Source organism: Chroococcidiopsis sp. CCNUC1, assembly GCF_023546805.1.
Taxonomy (GTDB): Bacteria; Cyanobacteriota; Cyanobacteriia; order Cyanobacteriales; family Chroococcidiopsidaceae; genus Chroococcidiopsis; species Chroococcidiopsis thermalis.
This window is the reverse complement of the sequence record NZ_CP097480.1, coordinates 2,923,190-2,944,729: the sequence shown is the minus strand read 5'-3', so window position 1 is coordinate 2,944,729 and position 21,540 is coordinate 2,923,190. Positions and strand designations below refer to the sequence as shown.

At 43.1% G+C, this 21,540-nt stretch carries 15 protein-coding genes and 1 pseudogene; 9 read left to right on the top strand and 7 right to left on the bottom strand.

Annotated elements, in window-relative coordinates; genetic code table 11:
- Positions 1-45: 45 nt before the first annotated feature.
- Positions 46-162, bottom strand: coding sequence for a cytochrome b6-f complex subunit V (gene petG / locus M5J74_RS13725; RefSeq protein ID WP_015154651.1), 117 nt, complete (start codon positions 160-162; stop codon positions 46-48).
- Positions 163-418: 256 nt separating this feature from the next.
- On the opposite strand from petG, the gene M5J74_RS13720 reads away from it, so the two are divergent.
- The 3 genes from M5J74_RS13720 (at position 419) to M5J74_RS13710 (ending at position 1,682) form a co-directional block, all read left to right on the top strand.
- Positions 419-793, top strand: coding sequence for a cytochrome c (locus M5J74_RS13720; protein WP_015154650.1), 375 nt, complete (start codon positions 419-421; stop codon positions 791-793).
- Positions 794-909: 116 nt separating this feature from the next.
- On the top strand, positions 910-1,320 hold the full coding sequence (locus M5J74_RS13715) for a putative toxin-antitoxin system toxin component, PIN family (protein ID WP_106166066.1): 411 nt from the start codon (positions 910-912) through the stop codon (positions 1,318-1,320).
- A 29-nt stretch (positions 1,321-1,349) separates the two neighbouring features.
- Positions 1,350-1,682, top strand: coding sequence for a YlcI/YnfO family protein (locus M5J74_RS13710; protein ID WP_015154648.1), 333 nt, complete (start codon positions 1,350-1,352; stop codon positions 1,680-1,682).
- A gap of 22 nt (positions 1,683-1,704) precedes the next feature.
- Here M5J74_RS13710 and M5J74_RS13705 read toward each other — a convergent pair whose 3' ends face one another.
- The 4 genes from M5J74_RS13705 to ahcY form a co-directional block, all read right to left on the bottom strand.
- The gene (locus M5J74_RS13705) at positions 1,705-2,163 is read right to left on the bottom strand and encodes a hypothetical protein (RefSeq protein ID WP_015154647.1); all 459 of its coding nucleotides are present in this window, start codon (positions 2,161-2,163) and stop codon (positions 1,705-1,707) included.
- Between the two features lie 134 nt (positions 2,164-2,297).
- Positions 2,298-4,034, bottom strand: coding sequence for an ABC transporter ATP-binding protein (locus M5J74_RS13700; protein WP_250016982.1), 1,737 nt, complete (start codon positions 4,032-4,034; stop codon positions 2,298-2,300).
- Between the two features lie 96 nt (positions 4,035-4,130).
- Positions 4,131-4,730 carry a DedA family protein gene (locus M5J74_RS13695; RefSeq protein WP_106166068.1) on the bottom strand — a complete coding sequence of 200 codons (600 nt, stop codon included), beginning with the start codon at positions 4,728-4,730 and terminating at the stop codon, positions 4,131-4,133.
- Between the two features lie 88 nt (positions 4,731-4,818).
- Positions 4,819-6,096: an adenosylhomocysteinase gene (gene ahcY / locus M5J74_RS13690; protein ID WP_015154644.1), complete on the bottom strand. Its 1,278-nt coding sequence runs from the start codon at positions 6,094-6,096 to the stop codon at positions 4,819-4,821.
- A 444-nt stretch (positions 6,097-6,540) separates the two neighbouring features.
- On the opposite strand from ahcY, the gene M5J74_RS13685 reads away from it, so the two are divergent.
- The 5 genes from M5J74_RS13685 to M5J74_RS13665 all read left to right on the top strand — a co-directional run bounded on the left by M5J74_RS13685 (position 6,541) and on the right by M5J74_RS13665 (position 15,323).
- Positions 6,541-8,346: a mechanosensitive ion channel family protein gene (locus M5J74_RS13685; RefSeq protein WP_250016981.1), complete on the top strand. Its 1,806-nt coding sequence runs from the start codon at positions 6,541-6,543 to the stop codon at positions 8,344-8,346.
- A gap of 155 nt (positions 8,347-8,501) precedes the next feature.
- Positions 8,502-9,044, top strand: coding sequence for a universal stress protein (locus M5J74_RS13680; protein WP_015154640.1), 543 nt, complete (start codon positions 8,502-8,504; stop codon positions 9,042-9,044).
- Positions 9,045-9,316: 272 nt separating this feature from the next.
- Positions 9,317-13,363 (top strand): response regulator, encoded by a 4,047-nt coding sequence (locus tag M5J74_RS13675; RefSeq protein ID WP_250016980.1) that lies wholly within the window; start codon positions 9,317-9,319, stop codon positions 13,361-13,363.
- A gap of 88 nt (positions 13,364-13,451) precedes the next feature.
- A complete protein-coding gene (dtd, locus tag M5J74_RS13670) occupies positions 13,452-13,904 on the top strand; it encodes a D-aminoacyl-tRNA deacylase (RefSeq protein ID WP_106166070.1) in 453 nt (150 codons plus the stop codon).
- A 42-nt stretch (positions 13,905-13,946) separates the two neighbouring features.
- Entirely contained in the window at positions 13,947-15,323 is a 1,377-nt protein-coding gene (locus tag M5J74_RS13665) for a hypothetical protein (RefSeq protein WP_250016978.1), read from the top strand.
- A 462-nt stretch (positions 15,324-15,785) separates the two neighbouring features.
- Here M5J74_RS13665 and M5J74_RS13660 read toward each other — a convergent pair.
- Both M5J74_RS13660 and M5J74_RS13655 read right to left on the bottom strand, forming a co-directional pair.
- Positions 15,786-17,170: pseudogene (locus M5J74_RS13660) on the bottom strand ((Fe-S)-binding protein).
- Positions 17,171-17,248: 78 nt separating this feature from the next.
- A complete protein-coding gene (locus M5J74_RS13655; protein WP_015154635.1) occupies positions 17,249-18,565 on the bottom strand; it encodes an FAD-binding oxidoreductase in 1,317 nt (438 codons plus the stop codon).
- Positions 18,566-18,678: 113 nt separating this feature from the next.
- Here M5J74_RS13655 and M5J74_RS13650 point away from each other — a divergent pair, with 113 nt between their 5' ends.
- Positions 18,679-21,519, top strand: coding sequence for an ATP-binding protein (locus tag M5J74_RS13650; protein WP_250016977.1), 2,841 nt, complete (start codon positions 18,679-18,681; stop codon positions 21,517-21,519).
- Positions 21,520-21,540: the final 21 nt, after the last annotated feature.

Below are 21,540 nucleotides of genomic sequence, written 5' to 3'. Positions count from 1 at the left end.
TTGTCTCCCTTGTCCTCCTTGTCTCCCTTGTCTCCTGAAACGTTCTTAGTCAATTCCCAGCTTTTTACCGCGCTTGAATTGCTCGTAAGCTTTGAAAAACAGCCCTGCCAGGGTAACAAAAATTAGACCTAGTACCATGCCATCGAGTAAGGGTTCAACCACGTCAAATCTCCTGAATGTCAGATGTAGTAATATGTTTGCTTAGATTAAGTTTTTCTGCACGTCTTTAATCATACCTCTGTTTAGTTGTATGTAGGGGGCTGAGTCAGAAGTCTTTAGCTGACTAAATGTCAGTCGATTTTAACAAAAATTTAATGGGTATAAATTAGCGCTATTTGCTTGCCGATAAGGTCAAGAACTTTTAAGCTATGTGTAGGATATAGAAAAGATTTGTCAATTTGACTTTTAGTGAAACCTTTTGGATAACCAGCACGTCCTCAGTCAAAATTCGCTCCAGCGGTTCGCGACGATCGCTCTAGCGCTGTTATTGGCGATCGCCATAGCGATTGTGGGCGCTTACCTACTCAGTCCCGCCGATCCTTATATTAAGGGTGTTTTATCTTTATCTGGCGATCCGATGCAAGGTAACGCGATCTTCCAGATGAACTGCGCTGGTTGTCATGGTTTTCAAGCAGAAGGTAATGTTGGTCCCAGCCTGCAAGGAGTTTCTAAACGGAAGTCGGGTTACGGTTTAATTCATCAGGTGATTAGTGGGGATACACCACCAATGCCAAAATTTCAGCCTAGCGAAAAGGAAATGGCAGATCTGCTGAGTTATTTGGAAACACTCTGAGTAGCAACGTTCAGCAGTACTCAGATTGTCAAAGTTGGATTTCACCAGAATCTTAAATCTCTAAAAATAATGACACTAAATATGGTGCTATAGTAGTGCTATATTTTAGATATTTCATGTTACGAGTAGTTATTGATACAAATGTTGTCTTTGCAGGATTAACTCAAAGGGGTAATGCAGCTAGTTTAATTGTTGATGCTTGGTTAGCTGACTTACTTCAAGTCTATGTCTCAAATGCTCTAGCTTATGAATACGCAGATGTTCTATCTCGTAAGCTTTCAGAAACTCGTTGGCAAAGCATGAAACCCGTTCTAGGAACCTTGCTATCTCAAGCAAATTTTACAACCATTTATTACTCGTGGCGACCTACTTCACCCGATCCAGGAGACGAACACGTTATCGATTGTGCAATGAATGCAAGTGCGATTGTTGTCACATCAAATATACGAGATTTTAAAACTGCAAAAGAATCATTAGGATTGCAAGTGATGACACCTGTAGAGGTTGTTATTGCTCTATCGAGTTAGACATATTTTGATTTTGCCAGGAGTTGAAAATGAGTAGATTAACAGTACGCTTACCCGAAACGTTACATCAGCAATTAGTGCGATTAGCCGAAAGTGAAGGTGTCTCTTTAAATCAGTACATCGTGTATGCCTTGACTCGTCAAGTGACATCAGCTTACACGGTTGAAACTCTAGATGAAACAACAAGCGATCGCCAAAAAGAATCTTTTAATACTCTATTACAGAATTTAGGACAAGTCTCGCCTGCTGAAATTGAGACATTAATGGCTGAACGAGAACTTGTTGAACCAGAAGAAAGTTTAACGCCTGAAATTATTAGCTGCTTGCAAGAGCGTATAAAGAATAAAAAATTGTCAAGCTAGTTCAATAAAATGTTGTATCATCTCAATACTCGCGACACTCGTGGATTAATTCTTGATTTCTAATAATTCCAGGGAATACTCTTTTCTGTCTGACCCAAGCTCCACAAATATGTCCGTTGTCCAGGAAACCATAAGTTGTATACTTGTAGACGCTAATAATATTAGCTTCTGATTCTTGGATTCTACGTACAAGTTTTCCACTGCCAGATAAAATACTCGGTAAAACAATATATGAATATAGTAGGAGAGTGATGGTACTAGGAACTATAAATACCGCTATACTTAAACTTTTTGTTTCAGCATCTTTAAATAAAAAACTATTAAAAAATAAAAGCAATGGGATTAAAAATGCAAAATTGTAAAAAATCAGATTTAATAATTCTACTTCAAAAACAAATCTGCCATTATATGACTGAAAATAATTAATACACAAAACAAATAAAATGAATAGCAATATCAATAAATTTTGTTTAGGATTCATACTTGTATTAGTCAAAGAATTCTAAAAATAATGTCTTATATTTATTACTAAGAGTAAGAGGAAAGCAATTATTTTTACATCTTTTATTTTTTATCATTTTTAATTAAATTAAAGCATCAATATATATTCGTAGTTTAACTAAACTGCTGTGCATAAAACCGCGCGTAGCGTCCTTCTAATGCCAACAACTCCTCATGCGTACCCGATTCGACAATTTGCCCTTTTTCCATCACCAAAATGCGATCGCTACGACGTACAGTAGTTAAACGATGGGCGATGATAAATACAGTTCGATTCTGCATCAATCTTTCTAAAGCTTCCTGTACTAAAGCTTCCGATTCTGAATCTAAAGCAGAAGTAGCTTCATCTAATATTAGAATACGCGGATCGAGCAAAACTGCACGGGCGATCGCAATTCTTTGTCTTTGTCCTCCCGATAAATTTACGCCTCTTTCTCCGACTTGGGTGTAATAACCATCAGGAAGTTGCATAATAAATTGATGAGCATTGGCAATTTTGGCGGCTGATTCTACATCTACTAAATTGTAACTAGCCTGTCCAAAAGCAATATTTTCGGCGATCGCACCTGAAAATAAAACTGTTTCTTGGGGAACAATCCCTATTTGTCGTCGCAGACTTTTCAATTGCACGTCACGCACATCAATTTCATCAATTAAAACTTTTCCCGACTGCGGATCGTAAAAGCGTGGGAGTAAGTTAACTAAAGTTGTTTTTCCCGCGCCAGAAGCACCAACTAAAGCAATTCTTTCGCCTGGATGCGCAATTAAACTCAAGTTTTCTAGTATTGGTTGTCCTAGTTTATAGGCAAAACCGATCTGACGATATTCTACTTTACCGCTGACTAAAGGCAGAGCGATCGCATTTGACTTTTCTTCTACTGTCGGTTGAATTGCCAATAATTCAAACACGCGATCGACAGAAGCTTCTGCTTGTTTAAACTCGTTATAATTATTAGTTGTATGACTAATCGGATCGATAATCGATACTGCTGCTGCTAAATAGCTAAAAAATCCGGCTACAGTCAAGTTATTTTGAGAAATTTGCCATGCTGCAAATAACAGAACAAATAAAAAGCTCAATGCTTGTAAAAATCCCACGACCGGAATTTGAATGGCTTTGAGTCGTTCTGTGGAGTATTTAGCTTGTAAAGTCCGTTCTGCTTCGTGACTGAATCGAGCAATTTCTCTATCTTCCGCTGCAAAAGCTTGAATAATCCGAATGCCACTAAACACTTCAGTTAAAATTGCTGATAAATCTGAAATACGATTTTGACTTTTGAGCGAAAACTTGCGTACCCGTTCGCCGAACCAAGTAATTAATATACCTATTAACGGCACGACTAAAATGATTGCGATCGTCAGCTGCCAATTTAGGTACAGCATATAGATTGGAATTACCACCAACTGCAAAAGACAAGGAATAAAATCGTGAAAAATCTTGTTTACGATTTCTCCAATGCGATCGATGTCTTCCGTCAGTCGGTAAGATAAATCGCCTGCTTTTGCAGTTTCAAAATAGCTGAGATTAAGTTTTTGTAGGTGGCTGTAAACTTGTTTACGCAGGTGGAAAGCAACTTTTAAAGCTGCTTTTGCCATATAAATATCTTGGATTGATTGGGCAATTCCTCTGATGAGAAAGACTGCGGCACATAATGTAGAAAGTTGAGCGATCGCAACGACATTACCTTGTCCAAACGGTGTAGTCAATCTTCCAGCTAAATGAATTAAGGCTAACGTAGCGATGACAAAGCCTAAAATTCCTACGCCGCCCTTAGCTAGGTTTTGCCACTGGGGACGGATATATGGTATTAGCTGCCAGTAATAAGAACGAGAATAAGAACGATTTTTCAAGGTGGCGATCGCACAAATCAGATGTTCTTTAAATTATATGTATGGTGCGTTAATAATGCACCATACCTCTTAAGAAGCGATCGAAATGACAATAATTTACCGTCGCTGCCTCCGTCTGATAATTACAATTATTAAACCAATAACTAGAGCTGCAAGTACAATTTTAGAAACAGGTGCAAGGTATTCCTCTACTATTTGGTAGTGATCTCCCAAGATGTATCCAGCAGCAGTTAAAAGTCCTACCCACAATATCGTTCCGACAGTTGAGTAGATCAGGAACGGTACTACATGCATATCACCGATTCCGGCGGGAAGTGAAATCAAAGTGCGTACCCCAGGAACCATGCGACACAGAAGTACTGCCTTCACCCCATGCTTGTCAAACCAGTGTTTCGATCTGTCGATATCTTTACCAGTAATAGTTATCCATTTACCGTATTTATCTGCCCAAAGCTTCAATCGTTCTTCGCCTAAGAATTTTCCTGCATAGTACCAAGGTAACGCCCCGATGACAGTTCCTATTACACCTGCTGCGATCGCCCCTACAATATTCAACTTACCTTGTGCTGCGGTAAAACCCGCCAATGGCATGATCAGTTCTGAAGGAATGGGAGGAAAAAGGTTTTCTAAAAACATCAACAATCCGATTCCCAAATAACCAAGGGAAGTCATGATATTTACAATCCATTCAGTCATTGAACTGCCTCGACAAGAACGTTGAATATGCAATAGGGTGGGCATTGCCCACCCTACATCCTAGATCCCTAAGAGAATCTCAGATCGATTATGTTCCAGAAGTCCAAGAATTGATGTATTCAACTTGTTCTGGTGTGAGAGTATCAACGCTGATACCCATTGCTTGCAGTTTCAAACGAGCAATTTCTTGGTCAACTTCAACTGGGATGGAATGTAAGCCAGGGGCGAGTTTACCTTTGTTTTTTACTAGATATTCGCAAGCCATAGCTTGGTTAGCAAAACTCATATCCATGACAGCACTGGGGTGTCCTTCTGCTGCTGCCAAGTTTACCAGTCTGCCTTCACCGATGACGACAACTGACTTGCCGCTGTTGAGTTTGTACTGTTCGGTAAAAGGACGAACGTTTTTGACTTCTGCTGCTTTAGATTTTAAAGACTTAAGGTCAATTTCAATATCAAAGTGACCGGAGTTACAAACGATCGCGCCGTCTTTCATTACGTCGAAATGTTCGCTACGAATAACGTGTTTGTTACCTGTAACCGTAATGAAGATATCTCCTTGAGGTGCAGCTTCTGCCATTGGGAGGACGCGGAAACCATCCATTACTGCTTCAATTGCCTTAATTGGGTCGATTTCGGTCACGATGACATTAGCACCCATGCCACGCGCCCGTAGTGCCGTACCCTTACCGCACCAACCGTAACCAGCAACAATTACAGTCTTGCCAGCGAGCAGAATATTGGTAGCGCGAACGATCCCATCTAGGGTAGATTGACCCGTACCGTAACGATTATCAAAGAAATGCTTAGTATCGGCATCGTTTACATTCACTGCTGGGAATGTCAGTACGCCATCCTTTAACATCGCTTGCAAGCGAACGATACCCGTAGTGGTTTCTTCGGTTGTACCGATTAAGTCAGCGATTTGGTTTTGCCGCTCTTGAATTAAAGTTGCAACTACGTCACTGCCATCATCGATGATAATGTTGGGGCGATGATCGAGAGCGATTTGGACGTGTTTGTTATACGTGGCGTTGTCTTCCCCTTTGATGGCAAAGACAGGAATGCCATGATCTACAACTAAGCTAGCTGCTACATCATCTTGAGTAGACAGGGGGTTGCTAGCAATTAAAACGGCATCTGCACCACCAGCTTTGAGGGCGATCGCCAAGTGTGCTGTTTCTGTAGTGACATGACAACAAGCGACCAAGCGAATTCCGGCAAAAGGCTTTTCTTGGGCAAAGCGATCGCGGATCTGCCGTAACACTGGCATCTCGCGCCCAGCCCATTCAATCCGCTGCTTACCTAAGGTTGCTAGAGCAGGATCTTTGATTTCGTACTTTAGTTTATCGAGAGCAACCGTCATGTAGTTAATTCCTAAAGAGTTAATTTAGGTGGTCTTACTTAGCTTAACTGCATTTTTCTAGAAGGGGAATTATTACCTGAACATCTAGTACAGCACGTATACCCCTTGCAAAAATACCAGTCTAGACTATGAAGACCAGCTAACAGCCGTCAACCCATCAATAGCTGTTACGCGCAAAATTTACACTTATTTCATACTTTAGCGAACAAACTTTATGTTTTTTTAATCAGTGGCTAGTAAGTAGTGACTAGTGACTAGAAAAGAACCCAGCCAAAGCGCCACTATAGAGCATTTTGACTCTGCTGTTTTAGCAGCAGCTAATGACAAGAATTGAGTTCAGTCACCAGCCACCAGCCACCAGCCACCAGCCACTCACTACTCACTTCCCAACAACCATCCTTCATCTAGTAATGTGTATAAGTGTGAAAAGTAGGAGGTGTGGACGTGCGCTCTCAAATTCAGGCGATCGCTAAACCAAAAAGCAGACGACGGCTAGTCATGTGTTTCACTTGTGGCATTTTGGGTTCAATCGTGCTGAATGCTTCAGTTATTGCCCCCACTCTAGCCAAGCCGACACAACCAGCGAATTTACAGCAATCGTTACCTATTCCAGGTTTACATTCACTCGATCTCCCAGGAATCGACAATTTTCTATCTGCTTACCAACCAACTCGCGATCGCAATAATCCTCAAAGACAGATCTATACTGACTGGATTACCTTAGATGGTCGTCGTTTGTTTCAGGTTACGGCATCTTCTAGGGAGGAGTTAGCTAAGCGGGTCAATGAGGTGCAGTCAAACTTAGAAAAAATTAGCGAAGATTACTTTGCCAGCAATTCTGAGGAGGAACTGGAAGTCAAATCTCAACGCCAAACGATTACGGATGCAAATAGTCCCACGGGTGTATCTCAAACTCTGCCAGCCATTTCGATTAATCAGCAGTATCTCTTCACTCCCACCGATTTAGATGCTGAGGTTCAAGGAGAAACAAGCGTGCAAAATTTGGCACGCAAATTAGTACAATCTCTGCCACAAGAGCTGAAAGCGGCAAAAGAGGAACGAAAACCTCAAGTTTTGATCCGCCGAGGTGCGATCGCCACTGGAATTTTTGTGGGTATCGTAGTGGCTAGCTGGGGAATTCGCCGTTGGCGCGATCGTTTAGATCGAGTCATACCAATTTCGACGACTCCCACAGATCCCTCAGAGTCAGTCACGACACAATTAACGCAGCAACAGCAAAATAACTTACGAGAAGTCAGGCGAAGAATATTTCAGCTATCTCAAACTGGCGTATGGGTTGGCGGAACGCTGGTAATTTTAGGGTTGTTCCCTTACACGCGGTTTATTCCAGTTTGGATTCTAGCGATACTCCAAATTCCAATCGTCAGAATTCCCGCCGTGATTGGACTTGTCTCAATTGGAGCCTATGTCGCCACTCGCGCCAGCTATGTTGCGATCGATCGCTTTACTCATGCACTGGCGAATAATGCCTTATTAGGCGCTCAAGACTACGTACGCTTGCAACTGCGGGTAATGACAATTTCTGGTGTTGCTAAAAGCGTGACCACTATTAGTATTGTCGCTTTGGGCTTACTACTTGTCCTTTCAACTCTGGGTGTAGATTTAGTTCCAGTGTTAGCTGGTGCGGGGCTACTTGGTGTAGCCATATCTCTAGCATCCCAAAGTTTAATTAAAGATGCGATCAATGGCTTTTTGATTATTGTAGAAGACCAGTACGCCGTAGGTGACGTAATTAACGTCGGTACTTTTGGCGGTTTGGTAGAAAATCTCAATCTGCGAATCACTCAGTTACGCGATGCTGAAGGTAGATTAATTACTATTCCCAATAGTGAAATTAAAATTGTGGCAAACCTTTCTAGTCGGTGGTCGCGTGCCGATTTAAGTATACCCGTTGCTTACAATGCCAATCTCGACCAAGCATTATTTTTAATTGAGGAGGTGGGTGTAGAAATGGATCGAGATCCCCAGTGGCGAGATCAAATTCTAGAAAGACCAGAAGTACTAGGAGTTGATAATTTTGGCGATCGCGGTTTAATTATTCGGGTTTGGATTAAAACCCAACCCCTCAAACAATGGGATGTAGCCAGAGAATATCGCCGTCGATTGAAAAAGGCTTTCGATATCGCCGATATTGCTATTCCCGTACCGCAACAAGCTGTCTGGGTACATACTCCTTCTGTTTTACGATCGCACCTCGATACTAATGACACTTCTAAGGTTGGGAAGTAATTTTTGTGGAGAAGCGCTATAGCGCTTCTCTACCTATTTCCCATAACTGATAACTGATTCCTCACAATTTCCTCAAATTATTTTTATATATTGAACATTGACTCGATTCATCAATAATTACGAATTACGAATTACGAATTGCAAAGGCGGTTGTTATGTTCCAGAAAATTTTGGTTGCAGTAGATACGTCAAAAAGTAGCAAACAGGTGTTCGATACAGCTTTGTCTTTAGCTAAGGCAAACAACGCCAGCCTGATGTTGTTGCACGTAGTATCGGAAGAAGAACTTGGCAGCCCTACACCGATTTTACCGAGCTTGGAATACTATCCATCGGTGTATGAAAAAAATATGGAATTGTACCAACAGCAGCGAGAAGCGTTTACAAAACAAGGTTTGGACATGTTGCGATCGCGCCATCAAGAAGCAATGGCTGCTGGGCTCAACGTGGAATTTCGGCAACTATCAGGTAGTCCTGGGCGGCTGATTTGCGACTTTGCTTTGGCTTGGAAGGCAGATTTAATTGTCACCGGACGCAGGGGACGCAGGGGTTTATCTGAATTTTTTATGGGTAGTGTCAGCAATTACGTCTTGCATCACGCTTCTTGTTCTGTCTTAACGGTACAGTCCCCAGCGCAGCCAGCAGAGAAACTACAGTCGGCTGAACGTGAAGTATCACTCGGATACAAGTCTAGCAATTGAAAATCGCGGCAAGGTTTGTACAGCGGAAACATTGTGGTGAGGCGGTTTCCGCGCCCTGTAGCAACTGGCGAGTCATTTCCGATCGCTAAGGTTTTGATATATTAGGCGATCGGCTTTTCCCATGTAACAAATTCTTGCTACTTGTAAACTTAAGCGATTCCTATAAAGTAGCTTGATTAAAGATCGGCTTGATAGCAATTTTTGGATTGCATTTCCTCTGTATTTTGCTCGTTAATTGCTATCTTCTATCGCCAGGGAAAAGCTAGTTAGCAATGAAAATCTTAGTTGTAGAAGATGACGAGTTAGTCGCCCATGCACTAACTGCCGTTCTCACCAACCACAACTATGCAGTTGAGGTTGCTGTCGATGGTCTTGCTGCTTGGGATTTAGTCCAAGCTTTCGACTATGACTTAATCGTACTGGATGTCGTCATACCTAAACTGGATGGCATTAGTCTCTGCCGTCAAATCAGAGCTAAAGGTTTGTCAATGCCAATTTTATTGTTAACTGGTCGAGATAGCAGCCATGAGAAGGCAATTGGATTAGATGCGGGTGCAGATGACTACTTAATTAAACCTTTTGATGAAGAAGAGTTAGTTGCAAGGGTACGAGCGCTATTGCGTCGTAGCGGTTTAGTTTCCCCGCCAGTACTAAAGTGGGGCGACTTGCAATTAGATCCGAGTAGTTGTGAGGCAACCTATCGTCAAAAGCATTTGTCATTAACTCCCAAGGAATACGCGCTTTTAGAGCTGTTTTTACGTAACAGTCGCCGCGTTTTTAGTTGCGGCACGATCTTGGAACATCTCTGGTCTTATGAAGACCTTCCCAGCGAAGAAGCCGTGCGAACTCATATTAAAGGATTGCGGCAAAAACTCAAAGCCGCAGGAGCTAATAGCGATCTGCTTGAAACTGTCTACGGCATTGGGTATCGTCTCAAGCCTTTGGAGAAGAGAGCTGAGGGGGCTGAGGAAGCTGAGGGAGCTGAGGGGCAGAGGAGCAGGGGAGCAAGACAAGTCACAAGTCACTCCTCATTCCGAATTCCGAATTCCGAATTCCGAATTCTCCCCACTCACCACTCAACACTATCGGCAGTTGCAGGAATTTGGCATAAATTTAAGCCCAGGATTGCAGAACAGATTGGCGTGTTGGAGCAAGCATCTGCTGCTGTCAGCGCAAATAATGCCTTGTCTCCAGAACTGCTCGAATCAGCACGAAAAGAAGCGCATACCCTAGCAGGATCGTTAGGAACTTTCGGCTTGGCGCAAGGATCGAAACTGGCAAAAGAAATTGAGCAGATGCTAAAAGGCGATCGCGCTGTCTTGCTATCTGAGGCAACAAATTTTTGCCGTCTAGTGTTGGCTCTGCGTCAAGAAATTGAGCAGAAAGGAGAAGCAGGTAAGCCACAAGCAGATTCAGAGCAACCATTGCTACTGATAGTCAATCGCGAACGCTCGATCGCCCAACAGTTAACCGCAGCAGCTACAGACAGAGGATTTAGGGTCGCGATCGCTAATAACCTCGATACTGCTAGAAACAAGCTTTACCAAGAGCATCCCAGTATTGTTCTGCTCGATCCTGATATCTGTCCGCGTCATGAAGAGAGTTTGAGCTTGCTAGCGGAACTGAAGCAGCGTCAGCCACCCGTACCAGTGCTAGTTTTGACCGAGCAAACAGACTTGAGCCATCGGCTGCAAATTGCTCGTAGTGGTGGATGCACCTTTTTGCAAAAGCCTATGCCTGCCGCACAAGTACTAGATGCAGTGGCACAAGCATTAGAAAATGCACCCCATGCAGAAGCTCATCTACTTGTTGTGGACGACGATCCAAAAATCCTCGCAGTGTTACCAGCATTGCTCAATCCTTGGGGATTGAAAGTGACAACTTTAGAAGATCCGCGTCGGTTCTGGGAAACTTTAGAAGCCACTGCACCGGATCTGTTGATCCTAGATGTGGAAATGCCCTATGTTAATGGCATCGACCTATGCCAGGTGGTACGTAACGAGCCGCGCTGGAGCGATCTACCAATTTTATTTTTGACAGTCCATCACGATGCCGACATTGTAGATCGGGTTTTTAGTGCTGGTGCAGATGATTTTGTGAGTAAGCCGATCGTGGGTTCCGAACTCGTGACTCGGATCGTCAATCGCTTAGAGCGGATAAAACTACTACACCGGATTAACCAAGTCAGAGCAACGAACACTGTCGAAAGCGAAAATCGCTGCAAGCTGAACGAGCAACTCCAATCAGAGTTAAACGAGCGCCAGCGCACCCAAGCAGCATTACAAAATTCTCAAGCCTTATTTGCCGGAATCGTCGCAATAGCCGATGACGCGATTATTTCAATCGATAGCAATCAACGCATCACCTTGTTTAACTCTGGAGCCGAGAGAATATTCGGCTACTCAGCAGCAGAAGCGATCGGACAACCGCTCGACTTGTTACTACCAATGCGTTTTGCTACCGCACATCGTCAGCACGTAGATGAATTCGGTCAATCCCCAAATTCAGCTCGCCGGATGGGAGAACGACGCGAAATTTACGGTTGCCGCAAGGATGGGACTGAATTTCCTGCCGAGGCGAGTATCTCCAAGTTAAATTTGGGAGGAAAAACAGTATATACGGTTTACTTGCATGATGTGAGCGATCGCAAGCAAATCGAGCGGATGAAAGATGAGTTTATTTCCGTTGTCAGTCACGAACTCCGCACGCCTTTAACGTCGATTCACGGTTCTTTAGGGATGCTTGCTAGTGGTTTACTCCAGCCAGACTCACCGCAGGGACAACGCTTATTGCAAATTGCCACCGATAGCACCGAACGCCTAGTACGTTTGATCAACGACATTCTCGATATCGAGCGGATCGAGTCGGGTAAGGTGAAGATGGAAAAAGAAAGCTGCGATGTTACCGAGTTGATAACTGAAGCAGTGAACGTGATGCAGCCTCTCGCCGACAAAGCTGGAATTACCTTATCTGTTTCTAGCCTACCGATCCAGGTATGGGCAGATCCAGACCGCATCGTGCAAACTCTCACCAATCTACTTTCTAACGCAATTAAATTTTCCCCTAGTGGTAGTACGGTTTGGTTGAGTGTGGAATTAGGAGCGAGGAGCGAGGAGCGAGGAGCGAGAGAAACTGAAGTAGAGAGAACTGGAAGAGCTGGGAACACAGGGGGAGACATCCAAAATCCAAAATTCAAAATCCAAAATTCAAACTTCTCCGATCCCCTCGCTCCTTGCTCCTCACTCCTCACCCCTCATATCACATTCCAAGTGAAAGACACTGGACGCGGTATTCCAGCCGACAAACTCGATAGTATATTTGAACGATTTCAACAAGTTGACTCAACAGATTCCCGCAAGCATGATGGGACTGGTTTAGGGTTGGCAATTTGCCGCAGTATCGTACAACAGCATGACGGGCGCATTTGGGTTGAAAGCGTTCTGGGTGAAGGCAGTACTTTTTACTTTACGCTGCCTATCCTACAAGCTAAGTCTAGTCGCGAGGCAGATAACTCTTTAACTCCTCCCTCAATCCTTACTCCTGACTCGTCTCCCCTCATACTTATCTGTGACGACGATCCTCATGTTGGGACTGAACTACAAACCTTGCTTGAGCATAAAGGCTATCGCACGGTCGTCGTGCATTCCGGGCAAGAAGCGATCGCCTCTACTGCTACCCTACATCCTGATGCAATTTTACTAGATTTGCTGATGCCAAAAATGAATGGCTGGGAGGTGATGGCAAAGCTGAAAGAGCGATCGGATACGAAAGACATTCCCATCGTCATTTGTAGTATTTGCGCTCCTAGTCAGAGTCCGCTCAGTCAAAATTCGAGCGCTTGGGTGAGTAAGCCAGTTGATGAAAACTCGCTGTTTGACTCTCTCAAGCTAGCTCTGGCTAAAAACGCTCGACCAGTCCGGGTATTGCTGGTTGAGGATGATGCCGAGTTAGCCGAACTTTTGCTCGCACTGCTTAAAAGTCATAATATTGAAACTTTTCTTGCCAAAAATGGACGCGAAGCAATTCGTTTAAGTCAAGAAATCAAACCCGATCTACTGATTCTCGATCTAATTTTGCCTCAAGTGGATGGATTTGGTGTCGTTGAGTGGCTGCATCAACACGATCGCCTTTACAGTATTCCTTTAGTCGTCTATTCTGCCAAAGACCTCGACCAGTCGGAGCGAAATCGGCTCAAGCTAGGACATACGGAGTTTCTGACCAAAGGACGAGTCTCTCCTCAAGAATTCGAGCAAAGGGTATTGGAGTTAATCGGACAAATGACTCAAAGCAAACCGCACGACGCTAGCAACGACAAATAAGAAATTTTTGGTACTGGAAAAGCGATCGCCATTGGCATATTTGGTAATAGTAATATGGCGATCGCTCTTTACTCTCTATTTCGTCACTATGCGCGTCATCATTCAGCGAGTTAAATCTTCTTACGTCACCGTTGGCGAACAAACTATTGGCAAAATTGGACGGGGTTTAAACTTGCTGGTGGGAATTGCCGATACTGATACGGAAGCAGAACTGGACTGGATGGCACGTAAATGTTTGGAATTGCGTCTATTTGGTGCTGAGGAAGGGAACGATCGCTGGCAAAAATCCGTCACAGAAATCGATGGCGAACTCTTAGTTGTCAGTCAGTTTACTCTGTATGGCGATTGTCGTAAAGGTCGCCGCCCTTCCTTCGACCGCTCGGCTGCACCAGAAGCAGCGAAAAACCTATACAATCTGTTTGTGGAAAAGCTACGCGACAGTGGTTTAAAAGTAGAAACGGGAGAGTTTGGCGCGATGATGCATGTTTTTATTGATAATGATGGTCCCGTGACTTTGCTACTAGAGCGAGAAGCCATATAAAAAAGTCAAAAGTCAAAAGTCAAAAGTCAAAATTATTGATTCATGATGTTAAATAAAGTTATCGTGAAAAGAATGCAGATATTTTTTGCATTCTTATTTTTGTTTGCAATATTAACAAAATTAGAGACTAATTCTTGGAACGATGCTTCCAGAATGGCAACGATTGAGTCATTGGTGGACTTTCATACTTTTAGTATCGATCGCTCTACTTATATCTGGACTGGCGATAAATATTTCTATCAAAATCATTTTTATTCTGACAAGCCACCAATTATGGCTTTGTATAGTTCGGTATTTTATTTATTTCTAAAATCTGTCTTTAACCTGACTATTGCCACACATCAATCTGTGACTTACTTTTTGTTAACAGTACTAATTATGGGCGTTATGTCCAGCTTAGGACTAGTTTGCTTGTACGAGATTTTTAAATTCTTTCGGATTGACGAGCAGTGGACAAATATTGTGCTGCTTCTGGCGGGGGCGGGAACGCTAGTTCTACCATATTCAATTGTTTTTAACAATCATGCTTTTAGTGGCAGTCTTTTACTCTTCAGCTTTTACTTTTTATTACTCAGACGACACGAAGTAAGAAATGCCGCGATCGCCGGATTTTTTATTGCTTTTGCTGGCAGCACTGATATTACAATGTTCGCCTTAATTCCGTTGTATTCTATTTTGTTATTTAATCAGTGTCATCGAGCTAAGCTTTCTTTCGTTTTGGCTTGTATTCCGATGATATTACTTTATATATGGTTGAATTTTTATACTTCTGGCAGTATCATTCCTCCAGCAATGAATGCTAAGTTATGGGACTATCCGGGGTCTTATTTTGGTGCAGGTAATCTTTCAGGATTGGTAGGACACGATTTACAAAGTTTAGCTATTTATGCTTTTCATATGCTTTTTGGTAGTAGAGGTCTGCTATCCTATACCCCAATTTTATTATTTGCAATTTATGGCTGGAGTAGAGCGATAATGCAACCAGGTTTTAAATATAAAAAAGAGTATTTATTCATTGCTGCGATTTGTTTAGCTTACGTGATGTTTTATATTTTTCGTAGCAATAACTATAGCGGTCATAGTTATGGAGTCAGATGGTTCGCTTCAATTATGTTATTAGCGTGCGTGCCGTTAACTCACGTTCTCGAACCCATCCAAAAATCAAAGCTGCTGCGAGGAATTTTTCTAGCGATCGCCTCAGTTTCAATTCTAATTTCCTTAGTAGGTACGATCGCACCATTTGGGGGAATTAATGTCAACGGTTACAGTTCATTTTTTCTGAATCTAGAACTGTGGCAGAAACAACTGTTATGGGACAAAGTAAAAGTTATCGCAGCTGCGATCTCGGTATACGCAACATTCGCTTGGTTTTGGAGACAATTCATTTCAGATTTGGGTAGGCGATCGCCATCTCTGTAGCGGCAGGTTCGCAACAATTTGTATTGTTTGATTTAAATATATCGGTAAATCCGTTTTGGCGATCGGGCGGGTTTATCAAACATGTTTGTGATTTGCCGATCAAATCGACAAACCCGCCCCTACAAATGCACTGGTCACTGGTTACTGGTCACTGATAACTGTTTTCCTCGTGGCGATCGGGCGGGTTTATCAAGCATGTTTGTGATTTGCCGATCGGATCGATAAACCCGCCCCTACAAATGCACTGGTCACTGGTCACTGTTTTCCTCGTGGCGATCGGGCGGGTTTATCAAACATGTTTGTGATTTGCCGATCAAATCGACAAACCCGCCCCTACAAATGCACTGGTCACTGGTTACTGGTCACTGATAACTGTTTTCCTCGTGGCGATCGGGCGGGTTTATCAAGCATGTTTGTGATTTGCCGATCAAATCGACAAACCCGCCCCTACAAATGCACTGGTCACTGGTTACTGGTCACTGATAACTGTTTTCCCCGGATTGCCAAATCTAACAATTCTATCGGATGCATGACCGAAATCTTTTTCTCTTGTAATTTCAAATGCTTGCTTATTTGCAGGGTACAACCAGGATTGGCAGATGCGATCAAATTCGCACCTGTATTTAATAAATTTTGGACTTTTTGCTGACCTAATTCATCGGCAACATCTGGTTGCAACATATTGTAAACTCCAGCGCTGCCACAACACAAAGCTGCGTCGATTGGTTCGCGCAACTGCACTCCTGGGATTTGTCGCAACAACTGACGGGGTTGGACGCTAATTTTTTGCCCGTGCAATAAATGACAAGCATCCTGATAAACCAGAGTTAAAGGTTTTTCAGATAAGGGTGAAAGTTTTGTCGTTAAGCCGACAGTAGCGAGAAACTCTTGTACGTCCTTGACATTGGCTGCAAATGCTTGTGCTTTTTCCCGATATTCTGGATCGTCTTGCAATAAGTGTCCGTACTCTTTCAAAGTATGACCGCAGCCAGCAGCGTTAATAATGACCGCATCTACGCCTGTATCGGCAAAAGCATCTATCATCTGTCTGGCTAGTGCTTTCGCCTGTTCTTCTTGTCCCTGGTGATGCGGTAGCGCCGCACAGCAGCCTTGAGATTTGGGGATGACGACTTCACAGCCATTTGCTGTTAATACCCTGACAGTAGCTTCATTAATGGGAGAGAAAAATAGCCGTTGGACGCAACCTAAAATTACTCCTACCCGATAGCGCTTTTCTCCCTGTGCTGGAATTATCGTAGGCAAATCGTCCCGAAAAGATTTCAGCGTAATTTTAGGCAATATCGATTCCATCGCCGCCAATCTAGGAGAAATGTATTTCAAGATTTTGGTAGCGCGGACGAGTTTTTGCACGCCTAACAATTGATACAAAAATAAAGGCACTAGCATCCACCGCAGGCGATGGGGATAGGGGAAGAAGGAGAAAATAAGCTTTCTGTAGAGGCGATCGCCTAAACTACGAGGATAGTTGCGTTCTACTTGGGGACGAGTGGCAGAAATTAATTTGTCATACTGCACCCCTGAAGGACAAGTGGTGACGCAAGCAAGGCATCCCAAACAAGAATCAAAGTGTTCTACTGTAGCGGTATTGAGAGCAATTTCGCCTTCGTTAATTGCGTCCATCAGGTAGATTCTACCTCTAGGCGAATCCATCTCTTTGCCAATGACGCGATAACTAGGACAAGTAGATAGGCAAAAGCCGCAGTGAACGCAGGTATCGATGAGTTTCGGATCGGGGGATGTTGTGAATCGAACCCTCTTAAATTCTTAATCGACCCCGTTTCTGGATCTATTAAATGATTATTTAAAGGATTTTCTGAAGTTTGCATAGTGGTTGATGGTTGATAGTTGATAGTTGATGGTTGATAGCGATCGACAATTAACTATCAACAATTAACTAATGTTTATTAAATCTCGCCGACAAACCTTTGCGGACTCAAAACATTTTTTGGATCGAACTGTTGTTTTATGCGTCGCATTAAATCTAAAGCATTGCCTCGATAACCCCAGACATCAAGCTGCTGCTTAAATACTGCTGGGGCTTCTAAAACAGACAAATAACCTCCTTGATTTTGGCAGTGAGTTCTCATACTTAAAACCGTGTTTGCCTTGACACTAGTGTTGTCAAATCTGATAACTCCCAAACCGCTACCAACATGGATTGTACCGATCGCCGATTCTGGAGCAACCCGATCTAAATAGAGCAAAGTTGCAACAGCAGTTGCTGGTAATACTCCTATTTTGCAAGTAACTGCTTGCATTGGTTGAGGAGAACGTATTTGTACTTGTAATTGTTGCCATAAGTCAGCTTCGTCCGCATCTGAGTAGGTGGTGCTTTGCAATCCCAATTGTTGTCCCATTTCTACTAGCCGTGCGGTTTGTTCTCGGACGCTAGCACTCAGGCTTTGAAAGCGAACCATTAATCCTAGTCCTTGACCTATTCCTATGGTAGTGACTAGATGAGAAGATAGCAGGTCGGCTTGGGTGGGAGTTAACGCCGAACTCCTGATTTTAGATGTCGCTTGGGCGATCGCCTCAGCCGTGCCTGTCAGCGTCACCGTCCCGGATGCGGGTGGTAGGGGGTAAACCCGTAGTGTTACCTGGGCGATCGCGCCTAGCGTGCCGTAAGAACCTGTAAATAGCTTCATTAAGTCGTAGCCAGCGACGTTTTTCACGACTCGTCCCCCAGCTTTGGCAATTTCTCCATCAGCACGGACAAAGGAAATACCTAGTAGCTGATCGCGCACGCCGCCGTAACGTTGTCGGAGTGAATTGGTATCAGCCGTGGCGACAATGCCCCCGATTGTAGCTGATTCTGGTGCGGTGGGGTCGAGGGCAAGAAATTGTCCTGTAGGGGCTAACACTGCTTGTAGATCGGCAAATTTCATCCCCGCTTCTACAGTTACGGTTAAATCTCCGACAGCGTGTTGGATGAGTCGGTTTAGGCGTGCGGTACTGACAAGCACTTGGATATTTTTTGCCAGTCCTCCCCAGCTGAGTTTTGTACCGCTGCCATAGACTAAAATTCGCCAGTTGTTGCTGTCGGTATATGCCATGACTGCTGCTAGTTCGGCTGGCGTTTGGGGATAGACAATGCAGCTAGGTGCGATATTGGAGGCGATCGCCCCCTGGATGTGTTCTTGTCGCATCGCATCTATATCTTCCCATTCCAAGACAGATTCTGGGCTGACAATAGCTGCAAGTTGGGTCGCGATCGCTTTCATCAGTAATTTTACTCATCCTGAAAATTTCGGAACTGGACTAATCTAACAACAGTGGTTTTGCTCGTAATCTCTACGAGGCGATGCTAAAAAGCCGCAGTAACTAAAAGTTAACCATGTTACTACCCCCAATTCCTAGACGCTCGTGGTTGCCAATGGCGATTTTGCTATTGGCAGGGTATGCAGGTAATTATTTCAGCTTGCCGCTCTTTTTTGGCGTAGATTTTTTGTTTGGTAGTATTTCTGTTTTATTAGTAGTGCGCTTTTTCGGTATTCGCTGGGGAACAATTGCCGCAGCGATCGCCTCCGTACACACTTTCTTTCTCTGGAATCATCCCTACGCCGCGATCGTTTTGATTGGCGAAGCATTATTTATTGGTTTACTGTGGCGCAACCAAAGACAAAGTTTGGTGCTATTAGATGTCATTTACTGGCTGGTGTTGGGTATCCCGTTGGTGTGGCTGTTTTATTCCCGCTTGTTACACGTCGATTCGGCTCAAACTTGGTTAGTGGTGTTGAAACAGTCTGTCAATGGCATTTTTAACTCTATTATCGCTAGCTTGGCAATTAATTACTTACCTATTTCTAGATGGGTGAGTCGTGCCCAAGTCAGGCATACTCCATCCATGCGACAGGTTTTGTTATCTCTTTGTGCGACTTCCTGTTTTTTACCTGCACTAATTTTAGTTGTTTTAGATTGCAATTTGGTTTCCCAACAGATCCACAACACAATTCAAGTTGAACTTAAAGATACTGCTCAAGAGGTGATAGCTGGTTTGGCAGATCGCCAGCGTGAATATTTAAATGTTTTATCTCAACTCGGTCAATTAGCTACTAATAATACGACCGCTAACGCGCCTTCAACGCAATTACAGCACAGCCTGGAGTTGCTACAGCAAGTTTATCCCGAATTAATTCTATTACAAGTTATTAATGCTACCGATACTATTGTTGCCTCTGCACCCCAAATCGATCCAGCCTTAACTTCACCTGGCAAATTAGATGCACAGCACATAAAGACTTTAAAGCAGATCGAAACTAGTCTCAAACCCACTATAGGCAACGTCCACATCCATCCGAATGAACGAATTCCCCAAATCGATATTGGCGTACCGATACTAACTAACAATCGCTTATCTGGTGTAGTATACGCTCACCTCAACCTCTCCTATTTAGAGAACTTTTTGCGATCGCAGCTTTCTCACAGAGTTCACCAAATTATTCTTCTCGACTCTCATAACCAGATCGTTGCCAGTAGCGATTCTAAATTACAACTGATGCAAAATTTCGATCGCCTGCGTGGGGGAGAAATGCGATCGCTGAGTCAAAAGACAGCCAGTGGAAATATATATTTTGAAAATACATACCTATGGTTACCACCTAAAGGCAAACTTCCGGCGATGGTACGCTGGCGACGCTCTCTATATGTTAAAGAACAGCCGCTGAACGATCGTTCTCAATGGAAACTTATTTTAGAAATTCCGGCTGCACCTTATATCGACCACCTACAGCAAACTTATATTAACGACCTTACTTTCATGCTAGTTACGGTATTGATTGTTTTAATTGGCGGCATACTACTCAGCCGTAAATTAGCAAATCCATTAACCCAGTTAGCTACTGTAACTACAGATTTATCCTCCCAATTGCCAGAAAATAACTTGATGCAATTTCCTACTAGTCAGGTAGTAGAAATTAATTCGTTGATTGGGAATTTTCAGTTCATGACGGTGGCTTTAAATGAAAAGTTTCAAGAAGTGCAGGCAGCAAACGAATCTCTACAACAAAGAGTCCAAGAGCGTACCAAAGAACTATTGCGAACTAATCGAAAATTAGAGCGTGAAATTAACGAGCGTCAGCAAGCTGATGCGGCTCTCCGAGAGAGTGAAGAACGCTATAGAGATTTATTTGAAAATGCTAGCGATCTAATTCAAAGTGTTACACCAGACGGTCATTTAGTATATGTAAATCGAGCCTGGAAAGAAACTTTAGATTATAGTGAAGATGAAATTTCTCGTTTGAGAATTTTTGATGTTATTCATCCCGATAATTTAGAGCATTGCCAGAAAACTTTTCGGGAAGTCATGTCAGGAAAACAGATTTCGGAAATAGAAACGGCATTTATAACTAAACAAGGTGAGAAAGTTTGGGTTGCAGGTAGTATTAATTGTAAAATTATCAATGGTAAGCCAATCGCTACCCGTGGTATATTTCGCAATATCACAGAACGAAAGTTAGCCGAAGCTGAGATGATTTACGCTTTAGAAAAAGAGAAACAGTTAGTAGAACTGAAATCGCGATTTATTACTACAGCATCTCACGAATTTCGGACTCCGCTAACAACAATTCTAATGTCAGCTAAGCTACTCGAACAATTTGGCGATCGCGCTTCAGAAGATAAAAAACGCATGTATCTCGATCGAATTCAAATTGCTACCAAACGCATGACACAATTGTTAGATGATGTTTTACTGATTGGTAAAGCTGAAGCCGAAAAACTCGAATTCAATCCCACACCAGTACCCTTAGAACAATTTTGCCATGACTTAGTAGAAGAAATGCGGATGAGTGCTAGTAGCAAACACTCAATTATTTTTACCAGTCAAGCACAACCGATAACTGCTAATGTCGATGAAAAATTGCTCCGTTATATTTTGAGTAACTTACTTTCCAATGCAATTAAATACTCGCCTAAAGGCGGTGACATCGATTTAAGCTTATCTATTGAAGCCAGAAAAGCTACTTTCTCCATCCGCGATCGAGGAATTGGTATTCCGGCTCAAGATATAGAACAACTCTTCCATTCTTTTCATCGTGGTAGTAACGTAGAAAATATCTCTGGTACGGGCTTGGGAATGTCTATTGTCAAACAGTGTGTAGACTTGCACAGCGGCGAAATTAGCGTCACTAGTGAAGTTGGAATAGGAACGACTTTTGTTGTGACTCTGCCAATATAATCAGTTATCGGTAACTAGTCG